Source organism: Tatumella sp. JGM118 (assembly GCF_018257515.1).
GTDB classification, from domain to species: domain Bacteria; phylum Pseudomonadota; class Gammaproteobacteria; order Enterobacterales; family Enterobacteriaceae; genus Tatumella; species Tatumella terrea.
In genome coordinates this window covers 294,486-317,558 of record NZ_JAERJR010000001.1, presented here as the reverse complement: position 1 = coordinate 317,558, position 23,073 = coordinate 294,486, and the positions used below count along the sequence as shown (strand labels likewise).

The window sequence follows — 23,073 nt, the reverse complement described above, 5'->3', positions numbered from 1 at the left end:
CTGCCCGTGACCGGTTTAACTGACGATATCCAGCAATGCCTGTAAAGGATGACGCACCGCCTGCCCCTCGACACGCTTTACCTGGCTGCGGCAGGAATAGCCGGTGGCCAGACAGCGCTGAGGCGCCCGTTTTTGCAAATGCGGTTGCCAGGACAGCGCGTAGATCCCCAGTGAGTTATCCAGATTTTTGGTTTCATGGCCATAAGTCCCGGCCATACCACAACACCCGGCATTAACTGGCTGCAGTTCAGCCCCGAAACGACTGAATATGGTTTTCCAGCGTGCCGGAGACTGTGGCAGCGCGGTACTTTCCGTACAGTGCGGGAACAGATACCAGGCCTCTCCGTGGGTTTGTTGCTCTGCCCTGTCGGACGTCACCTGGTCGAGCCATTCGTGGGCAAGCAGTACGTTAAAGTCACCCCGTTTCTCCCCGAGGATCTGACGGTATTCGTCGCGGTAGCAGAGCACCAGTGCGGGGTCTGTACCGATCATCGGGATCCCCAGACGGGCTATATCATTCAGGATATCCGCGCTTTTCTGTGCCGTTCTGGCAAACCTTTGCAGGAAGCCTTTAACATGCTGAGCTTTACCGTTTGGCGTAAAGGGCAGCAGTACCGGCTTATAGCCCAATTTACCGATAAGCCGGATGAGGTCAGTGATCAGGCTGGCTTCATAATAACTGGTGAAAGGATCCTGCACGACCAGGACATATTCCCTGCGTTCGGCTTCCGTCATGCCGCGTAAGTCATCTACCGTCGTGGTCAGCGCCCGATGCCCGGCCAACTGATGCCTGAGCCCCGGTGATGACAGAGCCGGCAGGTCTGCCATGCCGATATGCTTTTTGCTTAACGCCTGAATACGGGGATGCGTCAGAAAAAAGTTAAAAAACTGCGGTGCCTTCGCCATCAGCGGCGTGTAGCTTTCTACCGAGGCAACCAGATGATCGCTGAGCGGACGCAGATAACGGCTGTGATAGAGTTGCAGAAATCGCGAACGAAACGACGGGACATCGATTTTAATCGGGCACTGAGTAGAACAGGCTTTACAGGCCAGGCATCCCGACATTGCTTCTTTAACTTCATGAGAAAAATCATACTCACCTCTGGCCGCCTGGCGGGTATTTTTCAGCTTACTGATAAACCCGCGCAGACTCAGCGAATTCTGTGGCACCGCACGTTCCAGCTGTTGGGGATCCACCCCCTGATCGGCCAGCAAGCGTAACCATTCACGGGTCAGTGTTGCCCGGCCTTTCGGCGAGTGCAGGCGGTTACGGGTGATTTTCATTGACGGGCACATCGGGCTGTTAACATCAAAGTTAAAGCATAGCCCGTTGCCATTACACTCCATGGCGCCGCGCCATTCGTCTCTGATGGTCACCGGGATTTGCCGGTCAAAACTGCCCCGGGTCGGGCTTTCTATCGGCAGCAACTCTGCATCACTGCCGGCAGGGGTACAGATCTTCCCCGGGTTAAGGCGGTTTGCCGGGTCGAAAGCCCCCTTAATACGCCGTAATTCGCCGAACAGCGCCGGGCCGAAGAAGTTTTCAGTGTAAGCTCCCCGATAGCCTTTTCCATGCTCACCCCATAGCAGCCCGCCATAGCTGGCCGTTAACGCCACCACCTGATCGGAGATCTGTTTCATCAGCATTTCCTGCTGAGGATCACACATATCCAGGGCCGGGCGCACATGTAACACCCCCGCATCCACGTGACCGAACATACCGTAATTCAGGCCATGACTGTCCAGTAACGCGCGGAAATCGGCGATATAGTCCGCCAGATGCTCCGGCGGAACCGCGGTATCTTCCACAAAGGGGATCGGCTTAGCATGCCCTTTTGCATTTCCCAGCAAGCCTACCGCTTTTTTGCGCATCGCATAGATCCGCTCGACTTCATCAAGCTGCGTACATCGCTGATAGCCGATGATACCGGCTTCTCTGGCAGCCATCAGTTCATCCAGCCGGTGGCAGAGGTCACTGACCTGTTTTTCCGCCAGTTCACGGTCATTCCCCGCAAATTCCACCAGATTCAATCCCAGCATCGTTTCGCCCGGGATATCGGTGATCAGTTCGCTGACCGAATGCCAGACGATATCTTCCCGCGCCAGATTAAGCACCGTTGAGTCGACGGTTTCCACAGACAGCGCTCTGGCCTCGACCAGAAACGGGGCATTCCGCAGGGCAGAATCAAAACTGTCATACTTAATATTGACCAGCTGGCGAACTTTCGGGATGGGCGTAATATTCAGCCTGGCCTCGGCAATAAAGGCCAGGGTCCCTTCAGAACCGCACAGGATACGGGTCAGGTCGAAAGTCTGCAGATCGTCACTGAGCACATGACGCATGTCATAACCGGTCAGAAAGCGATTAAGTTTCGGGAAATTATCGATCACACTCTGCCGGTTATCACGACAGCTGCTAAGCACCTGCTGATAGATATGCCCTTCCGTCGTCTTTTCAGCGGCAATCTGCTCCGCCAGGGAGAGCGGCATCGCCCGGGTGTCAATGATGTCCCCGTTAACCAGAACCGCCCGCAGTCCCAGCACGTGATCTGAGGTTTTACCATAGACCAGCGACCCCTGACCGGACGCATCGGTATTAATCATTCCCCCCAGCGTCGCACGGTTACTGGTGGATAATTCAGGCGCAAAGAAAAAACCATAAGGTTTCAGCCACTGGTTAAGCTGATCCTTCACCACACCCGCTTCCACCCTGACCCAGCCTTCCTCACTGTTGATTTCCAGGATCCGGTTCATATAACGGGACATATCGACAATCACACCGTGATTCAGCGACTGGCCATTAGTCCCGGTACCGCCGCCACGGGCCGTAAAGGTCAGACCGGAAAACGCTTCATCGTCTGCGATGCGGCTTATCAGCGCAACGTCCGCCACCGAACGGGGAAAGAGGATGGCATCCGGCAGACACTGATAGATACTGTTATCTACCGACATACTGAGCCGTGAACCATAATCGGTGGCGAGATCACCGGTAAAACCTTGTCTCGTCAATGTTTCAATATACGAAAGCACCTGCGGGCTGAGTCCCGGGGCCTGCTGAATCTTTGGGATCATGTGATAAAAACCAGGATGTCGTGTCATTTTAATTTTCAGGAATATTTTGTTTTACCATATTTTCTGAGATGTCGCTTTTGTTACTGCATGAAAAAGTTTGCTTTTATTTACTGTCGTAATTGCCGGAAATACCGCATCATTATCGGGAACCCTCTCATCGGGTAAATTCAAAGAGGTAAAAAGGTGTTATGAAAGCACGGTCAGAAAACAGGGATCTCCCTCAGAAGCTATTTACACTGATGTTTTTTGTATTAATGACGGTCGCCTGTTTCTGGGTGGTTCAGCCATTTATCCTCGGCTTTGCCTGGGCCGGGATGGTGGTTATCGCGACCTGGGGACTGATGCTGCGTATACAAAAAATTCTCTGGGGCCGCCGTTCACTGGCGGTTCTGGCGATGACACTGATTTTGTTACTGGTGTTTATCATTCCGATTGCCCTGCTGATCAGCAGTGTGCTGGATAACAGCGGGCCGGTCATCGCCTGGTTATCCTCCGGTCATATTCAGATACCGAAACTGGAGTGGCTCAGCAATATTCCGTATATCGGCAGCAAACTGGCGGTCTACTATCAGAAAATGATCGCCGGGGGTGGCAGTGCGGTCATCACCAGCGTCCAGCCCTATATCGGTCGTACCACCAGCTTTTTTGTCGCCCAGGCGGGCCACTTTGGCCGGCTGATGGTGCATCTGACACTGATGTTACTGTTCAGTGTTTTGCTCTACTGGCGGGGGGAACGCGTGGGTCAGGGAATACGCCATTTTGCCTACCGGCTGGCTTCCCGCCGCGGTGACGCGGTGGTATTACTGGCAGGTCAGGCGATTCGTGCCGTGGCGCTGGGCGTGGTCGTTACCGCATTACTGCAGGGTGTCATCGGGGGCATTGGCTTAGCCCTCTGCGGTATCCCTTATGCCACTATCCTGACCGTGGTCATGATCCTCTGTTGCCTGATCCAGCTCGGCCCTCTGCTGGTACTGATCCCGGCGATAATCTGGCTGTACTGGAGCGGAGACACAACCTGGGGGACCGTCTTGCTGGTCTGGAGCTGTGTTGTCGGCACTATGGACAGCTTTGTCCGTCCGATGCTGATCCGGCTGGGGGCCGATTTACCGATGCTGATTATCCTTTCCGGGGTGATCGGCGGTCTGGTGGCTTTCGGAATGATCGGCCTGTTTATTGGTCCGGTGGTGCTGGCGGTTTCATACCGTCTGGTTTCCGTCTGGATGCATGAAGCCCCGGAGCCACATGATGATCCGGATTTGGTGGTCGAGGAATTACTGGAAGATGCCCGTAAAACGGCCGAAGAAGAACGTAATGCCCTTCAGGCCCAGGCACCTGTAAAATAAGCATCCTTTATCTTTCTCCCCTGGCGGCGTCAGGGGAGCTTCCCCCCCGGTACTTTCCCCTGCCGTCCCGAATGGGATGATTCTTACAGATTCAATACAAATTTAACTTTACGATAACCCTAAGTATTGCTGTTGCGGCATCTCATTGCCACCCCTCTATTGCTGTGTGTAGTCTTTGCCCTTCTACGGACGGGCATTTTTTTATTCTGAATTCCGCACGTTTTCCTGCTGTTTTACCTGTTCTGTGGTTGTAATCACATGCTATTCGGCTATTGTTGAGGCCATATCTTGCCGGCATTTTGCCGGTAAGCAGCATGACTTCGAGACTATCATGAATAAAACCGATGAATTAAGAACGTCGCCGGTGGCATGCCTGGTGACGCCGGACCAGCTGGCACGGCAATATCCGGTTTCAGAAGATATCAGCACCAATATTCTGGCCACCCGGCAGCGTATCAGCCAGATACTGCAGCAGAATGACCGCCGTTTACTGGTGGTGATAGGCCCGTGTTCATTGCATGACCCGCAATCGGCCCTCGACTATGCACAGCGCCTGAATGTGCTGCGTCAGCGTTACCAGGGCCCGCTGGAAATTGTGATGCGGACCTATTTCGAAAAACCCCGCACAGTCACCGGCTGGAAAGGCCTGATCAACGACCCCTGGCTGGATGGCAGTTATCATATTAATGAGGGGCTGGCGATCGCCCGTAAATTACTGCTGGATATCAATGCGCTGGGTATGCCGACGGCCACCGAGTTTCTGGATATGGTGACCGGACAGTTTATTGCCGATTTAATCAGCTGGGGCGCTATCGGCGCACGGACCACCGAAAGTCAGATCCATCGGGAGATGGCTTCGGCGCTTTCCTGTCCTGTCGGCTTCAAGAACGGCACCGACGGCAATATTCGTATCGCTATTGATGCTATACGTGCCGCACGGGCCGGTCATATGTTTCTCTCCCCCGATAAACAGGGACAGATGACCATTTATCAGACGCAGGGCAATCCGGACGGACACATCATTTTACGGGGTGGCCGCACGCCGAATTATTCCACTGAGCATGTGGCCGAAAGTCGCAGCTTACTGGAAGAGTTCCGGTTACCGGCGCGGCTGGTGATCGACTTCAGTCACGGAAACTGTCTGAAGCAACATCAGCGGCAAATGCGGGTGGCGGAGGATGTGGCCGGACAACTGCGTAATGGCGAAACCGCCATCGCCGGGGTGATGATCGAGAGTTTCCTTGAACCGGGCCGCCAGGACGTTACCCCCGGACAGCCACTGGTTTATGGTCAGTCCATCACCGACCCGTGCCTCAGTTGGGGAGACACAGAAAAAGTGCTTGAAAACCTGGCAGAAGCGGTCTCCACCCGCTGACGCTGGCCGGAGATCAGCTCGAGCAGCTGATCTCCAGGGATTTGCCCCACTCCGGCGGCCGGTTAAACAGCGCCTGCTGTCCGGATGCCAACTGATAAGGGTTTTGCAGGGCGCTATGCAGAGCAGCCAGCTGCTCCGTGCCGCCTTTTTCTGTTTCAGCGATCACCTGTTGTGCCAGATAATTTCTTAATACCAGCGCCGGATTGGCTGCCTGCATCATCTCCCTGCGCCGGGCGTCACTGTACTGCTCGTCCAGCAGGCGCTGGCGGTACTGACTGAACCAGTGATCGAAGGCTGCACGATCAATAAATTCATCCCTGAGCGGTGACTGGCTCTGTTGCTGTTCTGTTTCGCTCAGCAGCCGGAAGGTCCGGGTATAGTCACTGCCTTCGGCTGCCATCAGGGCCAGTAACCCGCTCAGCAGGTCATTATCATTCTGCTGCGCCGTAAACAGCCCCAGTTTTCGCCGCATCTGTTGTCCCCAGACACTCATCAGCTCATCTTCATAGCCTGCAAGCGCCTGCTTAAGTTGCGGCATGGATAACAGCGGGGATAACGCGTGGGCCAGCCGGTTAAGGTTCCATAGCCCTGCGGTCGGCTGGTTTTCGAAGCTATATCGCCCCTGATAGTCACTATGGTTGCAGATAAAGCCCGGATTGTAGTCGTCCATAAAGCCGTACGGCCCGTAATCCAGGGTCAGACCCAGCAATGACATATTATCGGTATTCATCACTCCGTGAGAAAAACCGACGCTCTGCCAGAGCGCTATCAGCCGGGCCGTGCGTTTCACCACATCGGTAAACCATAACAGATAACGGTCCGGGGCATCCGTCAGCTCCGGCCAGTGATGGCGGATGGCATAATCTGCCAGCGCTCTGACCTGATCCGGCTGATGGCGGTAAAAGAAGTGTTCAAAGTGACCAAAACGCAGATGGCTTTCGGCAATACGTATCAGCATTGCGCCCTGCTCGGTCTGCTCACGCTGCACCGGTTCTTCACTGACCGCCAGGCTCAGTGCACGGGTGGTCGGGATCCCCAGACCATGCAACGCTTCTGAGGCCAGAAACTCTCTGACCGTCGAACGTACCACCGCCCGTCCGTCGCCCATCCGTGAATAAGGGGTCAGTCCGGCCCCTTTCAGATGCCAGTCATATTTTCTGCCATCCGGCAGTAACTGTTCACCCAATAATAAACCCCGGCCATCGCCCAGCTGACCGGCCCAGACGCCAAACTGATGGCCACTGTACACCTGAGCGAGCGGTGCCATCCCGGGCAGCACATCGCCGCCATAAAACACCGGATGCCCCGCACCGGCAAAGAGTGATTCGTCGAGCTGTAACTCGCGGCATAAAGGCCGGTTAGGGTAAAGCAGACGCCCCTGCTTAAGCGGGGTGGGTGTCACCGGGCTGTAAAAACCGGGCAGCTCTTCACACCAAGTATTCGTAAACTGCATAAGGACTCCGCAGGTGGGTACTGTGTCAGACAAGTATCTTATAAGAGGATAAGACGGCAGTGTAACCTGACCGCAGGGAGGATAACAGTCATCGCAGGGACTGGCGGGCCGGATGTGTCAGGAAACCCCGAAAAATCTCCCCGGGTTAACCACTAAATGCGCCGGGCCTGCCAGAAGACTTTGCGCCAGTAGACATTATTCAGTGAAGAGCGCATCACACCACGGCTGGTCGATGCATGAATAAACTGATTATTTTTGTCATAGATACCGACATGCAGGCCATCGCCCCCCCAGCCGGTTTTAAAAAACACCAGGTCACCGGGCATCAGTTCACTTTTCCGGATGCGGGTACCAATGTCACTCTGCCCGCGGGTCGTTCGCGGTAAACGGATATCAAAACGATCCCGGAATGTCAGATAGACGAAACCGGAACAATCGATGCCACGACGGCTCAGGCCACCAAAACGGTATGGCGTCCCCCGCCACTGAGATAACTGCTGGTTCAGCTCTGCTCTGACCACCGCAGGATCCGCAAGGTTCGCATTGGGTGCAGGCGCATGTGAGCTGCATCCTGCCAGTAACACTATCAAAAAGACAATTGCTATCCGTACCATACGCCAGCTCCGTAAACTGCCATCCGTCATAACGTTTATTGTTACAGCGCAACTGATATCCGGGTTTGTCTGCATCAGCGAGGAAAACTGCCGGGAAATGAGATCAGGAAACAGAATTGTTGCCATAAGTCACCAGGTTTGGCAACCCGTAACTTCCGTTCCTGTGTGGCTCCGCACTCTGCCGGTTCCGTCCGGTCTGCGATGAGCGGGTCAACGGATAAAAAAAAGGCCGCAGATGCGGCCTTTTTCACGGTGCACGATCAGAATGCTTAGCTTTGCTTCGGAGCAGCATTCTCGACACGGCTTTTCAATTTCTGTCCCGGGCGGAAAGTCACAACACGGCGAGCCGTAATCGGGATATCTTCCCCCGTTTTCGGGTTACGTCCCGGCCGTTGATTCTTATCGCGTAGGTCAAAATTGCCAAACCCTGACAGTTTTACCTGCTCACCATTTTCCAGCGCCCTACGGACTTCTTCAAAAAACAGTTCAACGAGATCCTTCGCGTCACGCTTGCTAAGACCCAGTTTTTCAAACAGATACTCTGACATTTCAGCTTTTGTAAGCGCCATAGGTTCAATCCCTCAAGGTTGCCTGGAATCGCTCTTTTAATGCCGCAACACAGTTAGCTACAGTCGCGGCAATTTCCTCTTCTTCGAGTGTCCGGCTGGTATCCTGCAAAATCAGGCTGATCGCAAGGCTCTTATAACCCTCACTCACACCCTTACCGCGGTACACGTCAAATAAGTTTACGCCAACTATCTGATTTACGCCAACTTTCTTACACTCTGCGATAATATCTGCTGAAGGGACGTTTTCGGCAACCACCACAGCAATGTCACGACGGTTTGCCGGGAAGCGTGAAACCTCTTTAGCAGCAGGCAGCAAGCGGTCTGCAACCTTATCCCATAGCAATTCAAATACCACTGTCCGGCCATTCAGGTCAAGTTTGCGTTCCAGTTCCGGGTGAACAACGCCGATAAAACCAATGTACTGGTCCTGCAAATAAATGCCGGCACTCTGACCCGGATGCAGTGCGGAATGCTCTGTCGCGCGGAATTCAATCGATGCCGCTTTTCCGGTCAGGTCCAGAACCGACTCCAGATCACCTTTCAGGTCGAAATAATCGACAGTCGCACGTTCCTGATCCCAGTGCTCTTCAAAACGCGGTCCGGTGATCACACCCGCCAGCATCAGTTCCTGACGGATCCCCAGCTCAGCACCGGTGTCCGGGACAAAACGTAATCCGCTTTCGAACAGACGAACACGGCTCTGCTGGCGGTTCTGGTTATAGACCACCGCACCCAGCAAACCGGTCAGCAGGGACAGGCGCATCGCTGACATATCGACAGAAATCGGATTAGGCAGCAGCAAGGCTTCTTCGCCCGGGTGAACCAGGTTCTGCAGCTCAGGATCCACAAAGCTGTAGGTAATCGCTTCCTGGTAACCTTTATCCACCAGCATCGCTTTCACGCGTGACAGCGGCAGGTGAGCTTCACGGTGCGGAGGCATCACCAGGTCAGCCCGGACCGGGACATCAGGGATATTGTTATATCCGTAAATACGTGCGACTTCTTCGACCAGGTCTTCTTCGATAGCCATATCGAAACGCCAGGCCGGTGCCGTGGCTGTCCACTGTCCTTCCGCGGTAACCACTTGGCAGCCCAGACGTTGCAGGATATCGGTCACCTGCGCATCAGCAATGTGATGGCCGATCAGGCGATCCAGTTTTTCACGACGCAGGATAATGGTCGCCGGTACCGGCAGTGTGTCCTGGTGGCTGCGGTCAATCACAGGACCCGCTTCTCCACCGCAGATTTCCAGCAACAGCGCCGTTGCACGCTCGATGGCACGGTACTGCAGTGTGGAATCAACACCGCGCTCGTAACGGTGCGAGGCATCGGTATGCAGACCATAACGACGGGCACGACCGGTGATCGCTAACGGGTCAAAATACGCGCTTTCGAACAGGATGTTAGTGGTGTTTTCATTCACCCCGGAGTCTGCCCCGCCAAAGATCCCGGCCATCGCCAGTGCTTTTTGCTGGTCAGCAATCACCAGTGTTTCTGCGCTCAGCGTGACTTCATTACCGTCCAGCAGCGTCAGCTTCTCACCTTCCACGGCCTGACGAACCACAATGCCGCCCTGCAGACGGTCGAGGTCGAAGGCATGCATTGGCTGCCCCAGTTCCATCAGGACATAGTTAGTGATATCCACTACCGCATCCACCGAACGGATGCCGCAACGGCGTAATTTTTCTTTCATCCACAGCGGACTTTCCACGCTGACATCAATACCGGTGATCACACGGCCCAGATAGCGCGGACAGGCATCGGTAGCCTGAACCTCAACCGGGAAGGTTTTATCGGTCGAAGGCGTGACCGCTGCCACTTCCGGCTCAGTCAGTGGCAGACCGTTCAACACCGCAACATCACGGGCAACGCCCATAATGCTCAGGCAGTCAGCACGGTTTGGCGTGACGCTGATTTCAATGGTGTTGTCATCCAGTTTCAGGAACTGACGGAAGTCAGTGCCTGGTACCGCATCTGCCGGTAATTCCATAATACCGTCAGATTCAACATTAATACCCAGTTCAGAGTAGGAACAGAGCATCCCTTCTGACGGCTCACCGCGCAGTTTTGCGGCTTTAATTTTAAAATCACCCGGCAGCACGGCGCCCACGGTCGCTACCGCGACTTTCAGCCCCTGGCGGCAGTTTGGCGCACCACAGACGATATCCAGCAGGCGTGAACCACCGACATTAACTTTGGTGACACGCAATTTATCGGCATTCGGGTGCTGCCCGCATTCGACCACTTCACCGACCACTACGCCATGGAATGCTCCGGCAACTGCGGTCACATCGTCCACTTCCAGGCCGGCCATGGTAATTTGTCCGGAAAGTTCTTCACTGTTCAGGGCCGGATTTACCCATTCACGTAACCAGAGTTCACTGAATTTCATTGGATAACCTGCCCTTATTTAAACTGTTTCAGGAAACGAAGATCATTTTCAAAAAATGCACGAAGATCGGTCACGCCATAACGTAACATCGTCAGACGTTCCATCCCCATACCGAAGGCGAAGCCGGAGTAGACTTCCGGGTCAATGCCGACATTACGCAAGACGTTCGGGTGCACCATACCGCAGCCCAGCACTTCCAGCCATTTACCGTTTTTACCCATGACATCCACTTCTGCAGAAGGCTCGGTGAACGGGAAGTAAGACGGACGGAAACGTACCTGCAGATCTTCTTCGAAGAAGTTATTCAGGAAATCATGCAGCGTTCCTTTCAGGTTGGTGAAGCTGATGTCTTTATCGACAATCAGGCCTTCCATCTGATGGAACATCGGCGTGTGTGTCTGGTCGTAATCGTTACGATACACACGTCCCGGCACGATAACGCGGATAGGCGGTGCGCTGTTTTCCATGGTACGGATCTGGACCCCGGAGGTCTGGGTGCGCAGTAAGCGTTTGGCATCAAACCAGAAGGTATCGTGGTCGGCACGGGCAGGATGGTGTCCCGGAATATTCAGCGCATCGAAGTTATAGTACGCATCTTCAATTTCCGGACCATTAGCCACGCAGAAGCCCAGCTCACCGAAGAAGTTTTCAATCCGGTTGATGGTGCGGGTGACCGGGTGCAGGCCACCGTTTTCGATACGACGCCCTGGCAGCGAAACATCGATGGTTTCTTCGGCCAGTCGTGCGTTCAGTGCAGCAGACTCCAGCGTCTGTTTGCGTTCGTTTAAGTGTTCCTGAACCTGCTGCTTAGCTTCATTGATCACCGCACCGGCCGCCGGACGCTCTTCGGCCGGTAATTCGCGCAATGTCATCATCTGCAGAGTCAGATGGCCTTTTTTACCCAGATATTCGACGCGAACTGCATCCAGGGTGGCGATATCCGTCGCCTCGTCTATAGCAGCCCGGGCGCGGGCAACTAATTCTGCGAGTTGGGACATGTTTTCCTCTTCTTCCGGTTAGTCTGGTATTTGTTTCACTCCGGGGGCTCTCCCGGGGCTCTATCGCCAAAAAGAAAAAAGCCTCCACCAGGGAGGCTTTTAGCGCGATTTTTCGTTTCTTTTCTGCTGCGCAAAAGCCCCTGAGATCAGGTGCTAAAGTAAAAAAAGAAACGGAAAATAGCAGCATTCATACTTGCGTTACCTTAATGGCTGAGAAAAACAGATTACTATAATAACAGATTAAAGTCAGGGAGTTAGCTTTTCTTTGCCGGAATAAAAAAGGGAGCAAGCTCCCTTTTCTAACTGACTTATGCCAGTACTGATTTCGCTTTTTCGACCAGAGCAGTAAATGCTACTTTATCGAAAACGGCGATGTCAGCCAGGATCTTACGGTCGATTTCAATAGAGGCTTTTTTCAGGCCATTAATGAAACGGCTGTAAGACATGCCATTCTGACGGGCTGCTGCGTTGATACGAGCAATCCACAGCTGACGGAACTGACGCTTACGTTGACGACGGTCGCGGTAGGCGTACTGGCCAGCTTTGATGACAGCCTGGAAGGCAACGCGGTAAACACGTGAACGTGCACCGTAGTAGCCTTTAGCTTGTTTTAAGATTTTTTTGTGACGAGCGCGGGCAATTACACCACGTTTTACACGAGCCATATTAGCTCTCCTGTTTTATATTCTGTGAAAAAAAAAGTTAACTTATGCGTACGGCAGGCAGGCAATAACCAGACCCAGATCGCCTTTAGAAACCATGCCTTTAGGGCGCAGGTGACGTTTACGCTTAGTAGACTTTTTAGTCAGAATATGACGCAGGTTAGCGTGTTTACGCTTGAAGCCGCCAGAAGCGGTCTTCTTGAAGCGTTTGGCCGCTCCACGTACAGTTTTAATCTTTGGCATTTTAAAAAATATCCACTTCGCATTGTTAATAAAATGAACCAGCAGGCGAATAAAACCGCTCAGCCGTAAACGACAGAGCGGCAGTATTACTTGAAGGCCTGCTACTTCTTCTTAGGTGCGAGCACCATGATCATCTGGCGTCCTTCAATCCTTGATGGGAAGGATTCAACAACGGCCAGTTCAGACAGATCTTCTTTCACGCGGTTAAGCACTTCCATACCAATCTGCTGGTGCGCCATCTCACGACCACGGAAACGCAGCGTGATTTTGGCTTTATCGCCCTCTTCCAGAAAACGAATCAGGTTGCGTAGTTTGACCTGATAGTCGCCTTCATCTGTACCAGGACGGAATTTAATTTCCTTAACCTGGACAATTTTTTGCTTTTTCTTCTGTTCCTTAGAAGATTTGCTTTTTTCATAGAGGAATTTGCCGTAATCCATAATTCGGCAAACCGGCGGCTCGGCGTTAGGGCTGATTTCAACTAAATCCACGCCTGCTTCTTCAGATTTTTCTAAAGCTTCGCGCAGGCTAACAATGCCTAGCTGCTCACCGTCAACACCCGTCAGACGTACCTCTGTTGCACGGATTTCACCATTGATACGGTTCGGACGTGTTGGTTGTACTCTTTTTCCGCCTTTAATACCTTACTCCTCCAATTGATTAAGATTTCTGCTGCGAATTTCCTGCTGCAGATTATCTATAAATACGTCGACATCAATAGATCCTAAATCTTTACCACGGCGGGTACGCACGGCAACTTTACCGGCCTCCACTTCTTTTTCACCGCAGACAAGCATATAAGGGACACGACGTAATGTGTGTTCACGAATTTTAAAGCCAATCTTCTCGTTTCTCAAGTCTGCTTTTACACGAATACCCGCTTTTTGTAATTTCCGGGTCAATTCGTTGACATAATCCGCCTGATTATCGGTGATATTCATCACGACAACCTGTAACGGAGCCAGCCAGCTTGGGAAGAAACCTGCATATTCTTCGGTCAGAATACCGATAAAGCGCTCCATTGAGCCAAGAATAGCACGGTGGATCATTACCGGGGTCTGGCGTTCGTTGTTTTCGCCGACATAGGTAGCGTCCAGTCGTCCCGGTAATGAGAAATCGAGCTGTACTGTACCACACTGCCACGCACGATCCAGACAATCATACAAAGTAAATTCAATTTTAGGGCCATAAAATGCCCCTTCACCCGGCTGATACTCGAATTCGATGTCGTTTTCTTTCAGTGCTTCGGCCAGATTCTGCTCCGCACGGTCCCACAACTCGTCGCTGCCGATACGTTTTTCCGGACGTGTAGACAGCTTAACGACGATTTTTTCAAAGCCGAAGGTGCCGTACATATCGTAGATCATCCGGATACAGCTGTTCACTTCATCCAGAATCTGATCTTCGGTACAGAAAATATGTGCATCATCCTGGGTAAACCCGCGGACACGCATCAGACCGTGTAACGCACCTGATGGCTCGTTACGGTGGCAGCTACCAAATTCCGCCATACGTAATGGCAGGTCACGGTAGGATTTTAGTCCCTGATTGAAGATTTGCACGTGGCCCGGGCAGTTCATGGGCTTAATGCAGTATTCACGGTTCTCTGAAGAGGTGGTGAACATCGCCTCTTTGTAGTTTTCCCAGTGACCTGTTTTTTCCCATAACACCCGGTCCATCATGAACGGACCTTTCACTTCCTGGTACTGATACTCTTTCAGCTTGGTACGGACAAAGACTTCCAGCTCGCGGAAAATAGTCCAGCCGTCATTATGCCAGAACACCATCCCCGGGGCTTCTTCCTGCATATGATACAGGTCAAGCTGTTTACCGATTTTGCGGTGGTCACGCTTTGCGGCTTCTTCCAGACGTTTCAGGTAGGCTGCCAGCTGTTTTTTATCCGCCCAGGCCGTACCGTAGATACGCTGCAGCATTTTGTTATTGCTGTCGCCGCGCCAGTAAGCACCGGAAATCTTCTGTAATTTGAAATGATGACAGAAACGCATATTCGGTACGTGCGGACCGCGGCACATATCGATATATTCTTCATGATGGTACAGGCCGGGACGGTCATCATGGCTGATGTTCTCGTCCAGGATCGCCATCTTGTAGCTTTCACCACGTGACTCGAAGGTATCCCGCGCTTCCTGCCAGCTAACGTTCTTTTTAATGACGTTATAATTGGTTTCAGCCAGCTCATGCATACGCTTTTCGAGCCGCTCGATGTCTTCCTGGGTCAGGGTATGATCCATATCCACATCATAGTAGAAACCATTATCAATCACCGGACCGATAGCCATTTTGGTATCCGGCCACAGTTGCTTGATAGCATGCCCCAACAGGTGAGCACAGGAGTGGCGAAGAATTTCAAGACCGGCTTCATCTTTCGCGGTAATGATTGAAACATCAGAATCTTCGGTAATAGGATCAACCGCATCCACCAGCTCACCGTTGACACGACCCGCGATACAGGCTTTCGCCAGCCCCGGGCCGATATCCTGAGCAATATCCATCACACTGACCGCATGGTCAAAAGAACGCTGACTTCCATCAGGAAGAGTAATAACAGGCATTTCATATCCTTAATTGCAGTGGTAACCCACACGAAAGGCTACATGCAAATATTGATTTTTATTTGAATTCAGTATCTTAAGTTACACGTCACCCGGAAAACATCCGGCAAGGTACACACATTGGTACACATCGGGAAACCTTTGCCCTCTTCCGGCTGAAGCTACCTGCCCAATGTTACATGTTAATGGGGGGGACGGAAAGAATAGGATGAACATCAAGGAGATTTTATCAGTAGCTTCCTCAACACCGGGGCAAAATCACCGCAGCACCGCGTCCGCCTTCCACCGGATAACGGTGTTGGAACAACGCAGGTCGATGGCGGCGCAACAGGAATGAACTGATGAGGTGACTGGCCGTCCCGGTTCACGGGCAGGAATCAGATACGGCTTCGGCCCGCCCGGGAGCGCTGTGCCGTTACCGATCACTGTCCGTTGACGGCGCAGGCGCACTCAGGGCCTCTTCGTCAGCCCACCGCAAGACTGTCAGCCGCCGGTCAATCGTTACAAAGTTACTGTTCTGAAACAATTTCATGCTGAAATTAATAAATTAGTCCATCGCGGTTTTACTGAGGAATGCTATGCTGATCGGGCAATAACAGGAGAGTATTCACATGAAGAAAAGTATTTCCGCACTGGCACTGGCCGGTACGTTACTGCTGTCGCAGACAGCGATGGCAGCAGGTTGCATCAAAGGCGCCGTTGCCGGGGGTGTTGCTGGTCATATGGCTCATCACCACGCGGTTGCCGGTGCAGTCGCCGGTTGTTTTGTTGGCCATCACATGGCTAAAAAATCTGCCCAACGCGCAGCCGCTGAAAAACAGCAGCAAGCGCAGCAAGCCCATCAGTAATGATGTATCTGCAGCCTCCGGGATCGCCGGGGGCTGTTTTTATCCCCCTGTCCGGGTATTATCCCGACCCTCTCCGGCATCATCACGCTTAGTACCGGCTTTACCGACGTAACTTTCCATTTGCCTCTGAATCTTGTCCCGTCTCTGAGGGTAATCCCCGCCACTGACTTCTGCCTGTCGCACAGGACAGAAAGAATACTCACCCGCTTTTCCGCTTTAAGAGTTATCCCCCAAGAGCTCTGTCAGAACTCCCGCCTCTCTCCGGCATCATCATTCTTAGCACCGGCTTTACAGACGTAACTTTCCATTTGCCTCTGAATCTTGTCCCGTCTCTGAGGGTAATCCCCGCCACTGAGTTCTGACTGTCGCACAGGACAGAAAGAATATTCACCCGCTTCTCAGATTTAAGAGTTATCCCGCAAAAGCTTTGTCAGAATTCCTGCCTCTCTCCGGCATCATCATGCTTAGTACCGGCTTTACCGACATAACTTCAGGAACACACCTTCCTTTTTCGTGTGCTGATAATACGTGGCTACGTTCGCACCGTCCGGTGAGGTAACGCCCCGATGAGTGACACCGCCACTCAAAATTTAACGGCCATGGATACGCCCGTCACGACATGGCTCCAGCCTTCAGCGCAAAAGAGGCTTCTTTCGGTGGTGAGGGCTAAATAAAAGGCCTGTGACACCGCTGACTGATGTCAGCCACAGCAACAACAGTAATACAGACTGAACCTGTCGAATTTTCGGTGCAGAGTGACCGGAACCGTCACATCACGCCCGGTCGGCCTCCGGGCTTTTCACCGCCCTAAGTCCCCGGGTCAGAAAGACCTGCTGCAGATATCGCACGGTGATACCCACCGTTTAACCTCCGCAGGCGCAGAGAATGGACTATTAATAACAATATTGCTGCGGATAGCGGACCGGGCATGTAACCGGCAGATATCGCAGGATGATACCTGCCGTGCATTTTTCGCAGATTCAGTGGATGAGCGGCTAACAAGCAATTGCTGAGGATAGCAGGCCTGAGCCGGAAAGCGGCAGATATCGCAGGATGATAACCACCGTTTAACATCCTCAGGCGCAGAGAATGGGCTGCTCATAACAATATTGCTGCGGATAGCGGCCCGGGCCTGTAACCGGCAGATATCGCAGGATGATACCTGTCGTGCATTTTTCGCAGGTTCAGCGGATGAGCGGCTAACAAGCGATTGCTGCGGATAGCAGGCCTGAGCCGGAAAGCAGCAGATATCACAGGGTGATAAATACCGGTCAGTATCTGCAGGGGGAGGTTTAGCGTTAAACTGACTTTCTTTTATCGCGAATACCCTGCGGGATAAAGCATGACTGCCCTCTTTTCCTGAACATCCGGGGCGGAGACTGTCAGCACAGAAAGCTCCTGCCGGGCGCACGGCAATTTCTGCAACGCCCCCGGCAACGACATGATAACGATTCAGACCCTTTTCAGTGAGGCGGAACGCAACGGCGTTTTTCCTGATTTTTCCGCCGGCCGGTTATCCGGCTTTTTTCCTGAAGACAGGTCACACTCTTTCGGCAACAGGAAGGTAATGGCTCCGGCCAGTAACAGCGAGACTGCCAGTGCGCACACCGCCACGTTCTGTCCATACAGGTAAATCATTATCCCTACCAGATAAGGTCCGCAGAACCCGCCCAGATTACCGAGTCCGTTGATTACCCCACGGGCACTCCCGGCCACTTCCGGAGACGAAATCCGCCCGGGAATCGACCAGAAAGGACTGGTCGCCGCTTTCAGGAAGAAACCGCAAATAACCAGCGCAATATAGGCCGCGACCACGTGGTCCCGCAGGATCACGGACGCCACCAGCGCTGCAGCAAAGCTGAAAAGTGACACCCGAACCCACAGGCGACGTTTACCTGTCCGGTCGCTGAGCATAGAAATCACATAAATTCCCGCCAGCGTCGCTAAGAAAGGCAGCACCGCCAGCAACCCGACACTGGCCATATTTCCTCCGGTCAGGTTCTTCAGAATACTGGGTAGCCACAGGGTGTAACCATAATCCCCGGTCTGGTAAAAGAAGTTTAATGCCACCAGTTGCATCAGCCCTTTATTACGTAATACCGCTTTTAACGGGGCTTTGTTGACCGGGGCCAGTTCTTCACGCGCTTTACGTTCACGTCCCAGCACGGTCAGCAGATATTCCCGTTCTTTTTCCGGCAGCCAGCGGGCTTCCTCCGGACGGTCGCTGATCACCAGCCACCAGATGGCCAGTACCACCACCGACAGCAGGCCTTCGATGAAAAACAACCAGCGCCAGTCGAGCGCGGCAATAATCGCCCCCGAGACCGGCGCGGTCAGCATGCCTCCCAGCGGAGCAAACATCATGACAAATGCGTTGGCGCGGCCCAGTTCTTTTTCAGGAAACCAGTTACTGACCATGGTGAGAACAACCGGCAACATCCCCCCTTCGGCAACACCGAGAAAAAAACGCAGCGCCAGTAACTGATATTCATGGGTGACAAACCCGGTCGCCACCGAGACGACGGCCCAGGCCGCCAGCGACCAGGCAATAAAGCGCTTACCGCTACCGTAAACGGCAATACGGCCGCCGGGTATTTGCAGAAACAGATAACCGATAAAAAATATTCCGCTGGCGACACCGGCCATCTGGCTGGTGATCCCTAAATCTTTTTCCATTCCGCCAGGCAAGGCGAAACTGATATTGACCCGATCCATAAATGACATAATACAGGCGATGAGGATCGGTGCGATAACCCGCACCCAGCGGGTTCCTGGTATTTTATCGTTCATAATAATGTCCTGGTTACATCAGCGACCTCCGGAGACAGACGGGTAGCGGCTGATCATCAATGAAAAAGGCATGTTCCCTCGTACTACCGGTACTCTTTTTTTATTGAATTAATCCCGGGATCTCCCGGCCTGAGAAGTAAGCTGCCAGATTGTCCGCCACCGACTGGCTCATGGCCTGGCGGGTTTCCACCGTGGCACTGGCCACATGGGGTTGCAGCAATACATTATCGAGAGCGAAGAAAGCCTCCGGCACGTGCGGTTCGTGCTCAAACACATCCAGTGCCGCCCCGCCAATCACTTTTTCCTGTAATGCCCGCAACAATGCAGGTTCATCTGTCAGACTGCCGCGCGCGACATTGATAAGCCAGGCATGTGGCGGCATCGCCTCCAGCACGGCGGCATTAATGATGCCGGTATTTTCGGGATTCCCCGACGCGGCAATCACCAGGAAGTCGCTCTGACTGGCCAGGCTGTGCAGGTCCTCACACCAGTGGTAACCGGGGGCGTCCTTACGCTGACGGCTGTGATAAAGAATGGTCATATCAAACCCTTTCGCCCGCCGGGCGATAGCCTGACCAATGTTGCCCATTCCCAGGATACCGAGACGTTTTTTGCTGACTTTGGTCGCCAATGGCGGCGCTGTCTTTTCCCACTGACCGGACCGCACGAACTGATCTCCCTGACGCAGGCGGCGGCTGGCAGCCAGCAGCAATCCCATCGCCAGGTCAGCAACGTCATCGGTCAGCACTCCGGCCGTGATCCCGACACGGATGCCGCGTTCGCGGGTATAACTGAGGTCGATTGCATCGGTTCCGACGCCGAACACGGCGATCATGCCGGCACGGGGTAACTGTTCAAGGATCTCACGGCTGACGCCAACGTCCCCCCGGGTAACGACAGCCTGAACGTCCTCCCCGTGCCGGCGAAGAAAGTCGGCGGTATCGGTTTGCTCGTAAAGACGGAATACCCGGTAACTGGCGTCCAGAGAAGTCTGTAAGACGTCCATCACCGGCGCGATGAGCAGAACAACGGGTTGAGTATCTGTATGCATAGCAACGGTCCTGTCTGATAAGCCTGTAGCGTGTCTTATGTATCAAACGGGTTTTTGCTGCTGAATGTTGCGATCTCCGTCACGCCAGATAATGTTAAAAATTTGTGTTACTTCTGGCGTGATCTGGCAGGCATTTTACGGTTATTTAACAGGAGGAGATCAGGGGTCAACAGGTTCAGGAGGGAACAGAAAGGTGTCAGGCCGCCGGTCAGATGGTTTCTCCCATCGACAACCGGTAATGTAAATCTACCCGTTCTATCGTGGGTAATCCCTGAATTTTTTTAATCAGAATCTCTGTGGCAACCTTGCCCATTTCAAAACGTGGCGTCAGCACACTGGCGAGTTTCGGGGTTGTCACCTGGCCGATCTCCAGACCGTGGAAGCCGGCAATGGCCAGTTGCTCCGGCACACGGATGTCGCTGGCGATGCATTCGCGTAGCACACCCACCGCCAGATCATCATTGGTGCACAGAATGCCGTCCATCTCAGGATACATCTGGCGTGCAAGGGTCATCATGCCTGCGCCGATAGTCACAGAAGAGACCTTACCCGGAGTAATACGTCCGGGCGGCAGGCCGGCCTCCGCCATCGCCTGACAGTAACCGGCATAACGTTGTTCATCCCTGAGGTCAGCCATCGACCCGAAATAAATAATCCGTGTTTTTCCGCTGGCCAGCAGCATACGTGTCATGTCCAGACCGGCGCGCTGGTTATCAAAGCCGACATTAATCCGTCCGCTGTTTTCTGTCAGCCCCATCACTTCCGCCACAGGGATTTTTGCCGACCGTAAATACTTTTCTGCGCGCACGCTGTGCACGCTCTCCGTCAGTAACAGAGCTTTAACATTAAAAGCCAGTACGGTCGCTATCTGTTCTTCTTCTTTCTGGCTGTTGTAATCGTAATTGACCACCAGGGTCTGGTAACCCCTGGCGGCAGCCGCGGTTTCGACCCCTGCCAGCACGTCTGCAAAAATCTGGTTATGAAATGACGGAACCAGCACCCCGATCCGCCCGATGGCATTACTGTTAATCGCCGCATTGTCCGGGTCAGGCTGATAGCCCACTTCCTCAATAACGCTGGCGATACGCTCTGCGGTTTCCGGTTTGACTTTTTCGGGCGTACGCAAATACCGGCTGACGGTCATCTTTGTTACACCCGCGAGGGTCGCAATATCATTCAATGTGATGCGCTGCAATTTCATTGTTTCTGCCAGTCAGTACCGGAATCGGTAATCCATTATGCCTGCCCGACACCGAAATGAACATCTTCGCTTCGGGTCGTCGATGGCAGGGTGTCGGGCTGATTTTATGCCATCGATCACAGCGCCAGTAACGTTGTTTTGTAACATCATTTTTAGTGATCAGCGTCACAGTTTAACCGCCGCGAAAAACGTGAGATAGAACCTGTGACCGGCGGCACCGTTGTCAGTGGCCTACCGGATAATACCGCCTCCCGGGCCGGGCCACCGGATAATGTGCCTGCCCTGAAGACAGTCACGCCAGAGGCTCTGCCCCGGCAGACGTAAACCCGACGATTGCGGTCATCGTGCCGCCAAAGGCGACTGCGGGCCGTCTCTGAGTAATAAACCGCAACCCGTGAATAACCTGAGGAGTGATTATGGCAGGCCAGTGCATTATCGTGATGGGCGTATCCGGGACCGGAAAATCTACGGTAGGCCAGGCGCTTTCGCACGCCCTGAACGCCAAATTTATTGACGGGGATGATCTGCACCCCCGACGGAACATCGACAAAATGGCGGCCGGTCAGGCGCTGGATGATGCCGACAGGCAACCCTGGCTGTGCCGGCTGGCCGATGTGATCTACAGCCTGGAACAGAAAAACGAAACCGGTGTGCTGGTCTGTTCCGCGCTTAAAAAGTCTTACCGGGATCAGTTACGCGCTGGCAGCCCGCATGTGCGTTTTTTATGGTTACAGGGGGATTTCGAGCAGGTAATGAGCCGTATGCGTCAACGCAGAGGTCATTTTATGCCGGAGACTCTGCTGCGTAGCCAGTTTTCTAACCTGGAAATACCGGGTCACGATGAGCCGGACGTCATGGCGGTGAGTATCGTGCCGCCGGTGGACAATATTGTCAGCCAGTATATGACCTGTTTGCGGTAATACACCGCCCCACAACCGGGATGAATATTATGATTATTGATGCCTTAGCCACCGCGGCTGAAAATACCTTCTATCCTGCCGCCATTCGTCAAATGCTGGCAACGATCATCGAAAGTGACCCCTATAGCCTGCCGGCAGGCCACTATCAGGTGCAGGGCAAACAGATGTTTTTCAATGTCGCTGAGGGGGAAACCCGGCCGCTGGAAAGCCAGAAACCGGAATTTCATCGCCAGTATCTGGATATTCATATTGTGCTGGAAGGTAATGAAGTCATTGGCGCCGGTGTCCGCGGCCTGCCGCTCGACCTCAGTGAACCCTTTAATGATGCACACGACCTCGGGTTCTGTGCTGCCATACCGGGGGAGACACTGATCCATCTGCAACCCGGTGAGCTGGCCATTATATTCCCGCAGGAACTTCACCGCCCGATGAGCACCTGTACTACCCCGGCCGCTCTGCGCAAGATTGTGGCAAAAATTGACTGTGCACTGCTCTGAGCCTCCCGTTCCTGGCACGCACCCACACATAAGCGGGTCCGGTCAACACGGCCCGCGTCTTTCCATTTCGGGCAGGACGCAGACGGGTGACAACAACGGTGGGACACCCACGGCTCCCCTATCGCAGCTGAGGCCTGTTTGTCGGTTATTTCGCCTTTTTCACCCTGCTCAACAACAGTGGTTTTGAAGGATAGAGAATAATCCCGGTGGGTGCGCTTGCTCTCTGCGATACTCACGCGCTGCGGAATAAGATCAGGAGCCTGTCGACGCAATTCAGGACATTTCAGTATCGCTGCCGGGCCTGTTTACAGGTCATCTCACCTTTTTTGACCTGCTCAACAACAGTGGTTTTGAAGGATAGAGGATAATCGCGTTGGGTGCGTTTGCTCTCTGCGATACTCACGCACTGCGGAATAAGATAAGGAACCTGTCAACACTATTCAGGACGGGTCAAAGGACAAAAAAAAGCCCG

General features: G+C 53.3%; 19 protein-coding genes and 1 other annotated feature. Of the genes, 5 read left to right on the top strand and 14 right to left on the bottom strand.

What is annotated here, in order from left to right:
• Positions 1-15 precede the first annotated feature (15 nt).
• Positions 16-3,072, bottom strand: coding sequence for an FAD-binding and (Fe-S)-binding domain-containing protein (locus JK223_RS01460; RefSeq protein WP_212712436.1), 3,057 nt, complete (start codon positions 3,070-3,072; stop codon positions 16-18).
• A 188-nt stretch (positions 3,073-3,260) separates the two neighbouring features.
• Between JK223_RS01460 and ydiK the strand changes: the two genes are divergently transcribed.
• The gene (ydiK, locus tag JK223_RS01455; RefSeq protein WP_212712435.1) at positions 3,261-4,415 is read left to right on the top strand and encodes an AI-2E family transporter YdiK; all 1,155 of its coding nucleotides are present in this window, start codon (positions 3,261-3,263) and stop codon (positions 4,413-4,415) included.
• 331 nt (positions 4,416-4,746) lie between these two features.
• Positions 4,747-5,790 (top strand): 3-deoxy-7-phosphoheptulonate synthase, encoded by a 1,044-nt coding sequence (locus tag JK223_RS01450; RefSeq protein WP_212712434.1) that lies wholly within the window; start codon positions 4,747-4,749, stop codon positions 5,788-5,790.
• 13 nt (positions 5,791-5,803) lie between these two features.
• Here JK223_RS01450 and JK223_RS01445 read toward each other — a convergent pair whose 3' ends face one another.
• The 10 genes from JK223_RS01445 to thrS all read right to left on the bottom strand — a co-directional run bounded on the left by JK223_RS01445 (position 5,804) and on the right by thrS (position 15,294).
• Positions 5,804-7,243, bottom strand: coding sequence for a YdiU family protein (locus tag JK223_RS01445; RefSeq protein WP_212712433.1), 1,440 nt, complete (start codon positions 7,241-7,243; stop codon positions 5,804-5,806).
• Between the two features lie 152 nt (positions 7,244-7,395).
• The gene (locus tag JK223_RS01440; RefSeq protein ID WP_212712432.1) at positions 7,396-7,857 is read right to left on the bottom strand and encodes an NlpC/P60 family protein; all 462 of its coding nucleotides are present in this window, start codon (positions 7,855-7,857) and stop codon (positions 7,396-7,398) included.
• 269 nt (positions 7,858-8,126) lie between these two features.
• Positions 8,127-8,426, bottom strand: coding sequence for an integration host factor subunit alpha (ihfA, locus tag JK223_RS01435; RefSeq protein ID WP_025901915.1), 300 nt, complete (start codon positions 8,424-8,426; stop codon positions 8,127-8,129).
• A 4-nt stretch (positions 8,427-8,430) separates the two neighbouring features.
• Positions 8,431-10,818, bottom strand: coding sequence for a phenylalanine--tRNA ligase subunit beta (gene pheT, locus JK223_RS01430; protein WP_212712431.1), 2,388 nt, complete (start codon positions 10,816-10,818; stop codon positions 8,431-8,433).
• A gap of 14 nt (positions 10,819-10,832) precedes the next feature.
• On the bottom strand, positions 10,833-11,816 hold the full coding sequence (pheS, locus tag JK223_RS01425; RefSeq protein WP_212712430.1) for a phenylalanine--tRNA ligase subunit alpha: 984 nt from the start codon (positions 11,814-11,816) through the stop codon (positions 10,833-10,835).
• A 71-nt stretch (positions 11,817-11,887) separates the two neighbouring features.
• Positions 11,888-12,012: a sequence feature (Phe leader region), on the bottom strand.
• The gene (gene pheM / locus JK223_RS01420; protein ID WP_001386830.1) at positions 11,963-12,007 is read right to left on the bottom strand and encodes a pheST operon leader peptide PheM; all 45 of its coding nucleotides are present in this window, start codon (positions 12,005-12,007) and stop codon (positions 11,963-11,965) included. It overlaps the preceding feature by 45 nt.
• A 112-nt stretch (positions 12,013-12,124) precedes the next feature.
• Positions 12,125-12,481 carry a 50S ribosomal protein L20 gene (gene rplT, locus JK223_RS01415; protein WP_025901912.1) on the bottom strand — a complete coding sequence of 119 codons (357 nt, stop codon included), beginning with the start codon at positions 12,479-12,481 and terminating at the stop codon, positions 12,125-12,127.
• 42 nt (positions 12,482-12,523) lie between these two features.
• On the bottom strand, positions 12,524-12,721 hold the full coding sequence (rpmI, locus tag JK223_RS01410; protein ID WP_004157374.1) for a 50S ribosomal protein L35: 198 nt from the start codon (positions 12,719-12,721) through the stop codon (positions 12,524-12,526).
• Positions 12,722-12,822: 101 nt separating this feature from the next.
• On the bottom strand, positions 12,823-13,362 hold the full coding sequence (gene infC, locus JK223_RS01405) for a translation initiation factor IF-3 (protein WP_212712638.1): 540 nt from the start codon (positions 13,360-13,362) through the stop codon (positions 12,823-12,825).
• A gap of 3 nt (positions 13,363-13,365) precedes the next feature.
• Positions 13,366-15,294: a threonine--tRNA ligase gene (gene thrS, locus JK223_RS01400; protein ID WP_212712429.1), complete on the bottom strand. Its 1,929-nt coding sequence runs from the start codon at positions 15,292-15,294 to the stop codon at positions 13,366-13,368.
• 611 nt (positions 15,295-15,905) lie between these two features.
• Between thrS and JK223_RS01395 the strand changes: the two genes are divergently transcribed.
• Positions 15,906-16,142, top strand: coding sequence for a hypothetical protein (locus tag JK223_RS01395; RefSeq protein WP_212712428.1), 237 nt, complete (start codon positions 15,906-15,908; stop codon positions 16,140-16,142).
• A gap of 1,452 nt (positions 16,143-17,594) precedes the next feature.
• Here the strand turns inward: JK223_RS01395 and JK223_RS01390 are convergent.
• From JK223_RS01390 to JK223_RS01380, 3 genes are all read right to left on the bottom strand, one after another.
• Entirely contained in the window at positions 17,595-18,932 is a 1,338-nt protein-coding gene (locus tag JK223_RS01390) for an MFS transporter (protein ID WP_212712427.1), read from the bottom strand.
• A 100-nt stretch (positions 18,933-19,032) separates the two neighbouring features.
• The gene (locus tag JK223_RS01385; protein WP_212712426.1) at positions 19,033-19,983 is read right to left on the bottom strand and encodes a 2-hydroxyacid dehydrogenase; all 951 of its coding nucleotides are present in this window, start codon (positions 19,981-19,983) and stop codon (positions 19,033-19,035) included.
• Between the two features lie 208 nt (positions 19,984-20,191).
• Positions 20,192-21,184, bottom strand: a complete 993-nt coding sequence (locus JK223_RS01380) for a LacI family DNA-binding transcriptional regulator (RefSeq protein ID WP_212712425.1) — start codon at positions 21,182-21,184, stop codon at positions 20,192-20,194.
• 416 nt (positions 21,185-21,600) lie between these two features.
• Between JK223_RS01380 and JK223_RS01375 the strand changes: the two genes are divergently transcribed.
• Both JK223_RS01375 and JK223_RS01370 read left to right on the top strand, forming a co-directional pair.
• Positions 21,601-22,104, top strand: coding sequence for a gluconokinase (locus JK223_RS01375; protein ID WP_212712424.1), 504 nt, complete (start codon positions 21,601-21,603; stop codon positions 22,102-22,104).
• 29 nt (positions 22,105-22,133) lie between these two features.
• Positions 22,134-22,601, top strand: a complete 468-nt coding sequence (locus JK223_RS01370; protein ID WP_212712423.1) for a YhcH/YjgK/YiaL family protein — start codon at positions 22,134-22,136, stop codon at positions 22,599-22,601.
• Positions 22,602-23,073 lie beyond the last annotated feature (472 nt).

Bases quoted from the DNA above. Each gene is read 5' to 3' on its own strand.
- rplT (WP_025901912.1), bottom strand. From the start codon at position 12,481: ATGGCTCGTGTAAAACGTGGTGTAATTGCCCGCGCTCGTCACAAAAAA.
- JK223_RS01440 (WP_212712432.1), bottom strand. From the start codon at position 7,857: ATGGTACGGATAGCAATTGTCTTTTTGATAGTGTTACTGGCAGGATGC.
- JK223_RS01450 (WP_212712434.1), top strand. From the start codon at position 4,747: ATGAATAAAACCGATGAATTAAGAACGTCGCCGGTGGCATGCCTGGTG.
- JK223_RS01460 (WP_212712436.1), bottom strand. From the start codon at position 3,072: ATGATCCCAAAGATTCAGCAGGCCCCGGGACTCAGCCCGCAGGTGCTT.
- ihfA (WP_025901915.1), bottom strand. From the start codon at position 8,426: ATGGCGCTTACAAAAGCTGAAATGTCAGAGTATCTGTTTGAAAAACTG.
- JK223_RS01370 (WP_212712423.1), top strand. From the start codon at position 22,134: ATGATTATTGATGCCTTAGCCACCGCGGCTGAAAATACCTTCTATCCT.
- JK223_RS01385 (WP_212712426.1), bottom strand. From the start codon at position 19,983: ATGCATACAGATACTCAACCCGTTGTTCTGCTCATCGCGCCGGTGATG.
- JK223_RS01375 (WP_212712424.1), top strand. From the start codon at position 21,601: ATGGCAGGCCAGTGCATTATCGTGATGGGCGTATCCGGGACCGGAAAA.
- JK223_RS01380 (WP_212712425.1), bottom strand. From the start codon at position 21,184: ATGAAATTGCAGCGCATCACATTGAATGATATTGCGACCCTCGCGGGT.
- JK223_RS01395 (WP_212712428.1), top strand. From the start codon at position 15,906: ATGAAGAAAAGTATTTCCGCACTGGCACTGGCCGGTACGTTACTGCTG.
- thrS (WP_212712429.1), bottom strand. From the start codon at position 15,294: ATGCCTGTTATTACTCTTCCTGATGGAAGTCAGCGTTCTTTTGACCAT.
- ydiK (WP_212712435.1), top strand. From the start codon at position 3,261: ATGAAAGCACGGTCAGAAAACAGGGATCTCCCTCAGAAGCTATTTACA.
- JK223_RS01445 (WP_212712433.1), bottom strand. From the start codon at position 7,243: ATGCAGTTTACGAATACTTGGTGTGAAGAGCTGCCCGGTTTTTACAGC.
- JK223_RS01390 (WP_212712427.1), bottom strand. From the start codon at position 18,932: ATGAACGATAAAATACCAGGAACCCGCTGGGTGCGGGTTATCGCACCG.
- pheS (WP_212712430.1), bottom strand. From the start codon at position 11,816: ATGTCCCAACTCGCAGAATTAGTTGCCCGCGCCCGGGCTGCTATAGAC.
- rpmI (WP_004157374.1), bottom strand. From the start codon at position 12,721: ATGCCAAAGATTAAAACTGTACGTGGAGCGGCCAAACGCTTCAAGAAG.
- pheT (WP_212712431.1), bottom strand. From the start codon at position 10,818: ATGAAATTCAGTGAACTCTGGTTACGTGAATGGGTAAATCCGGCCCTG.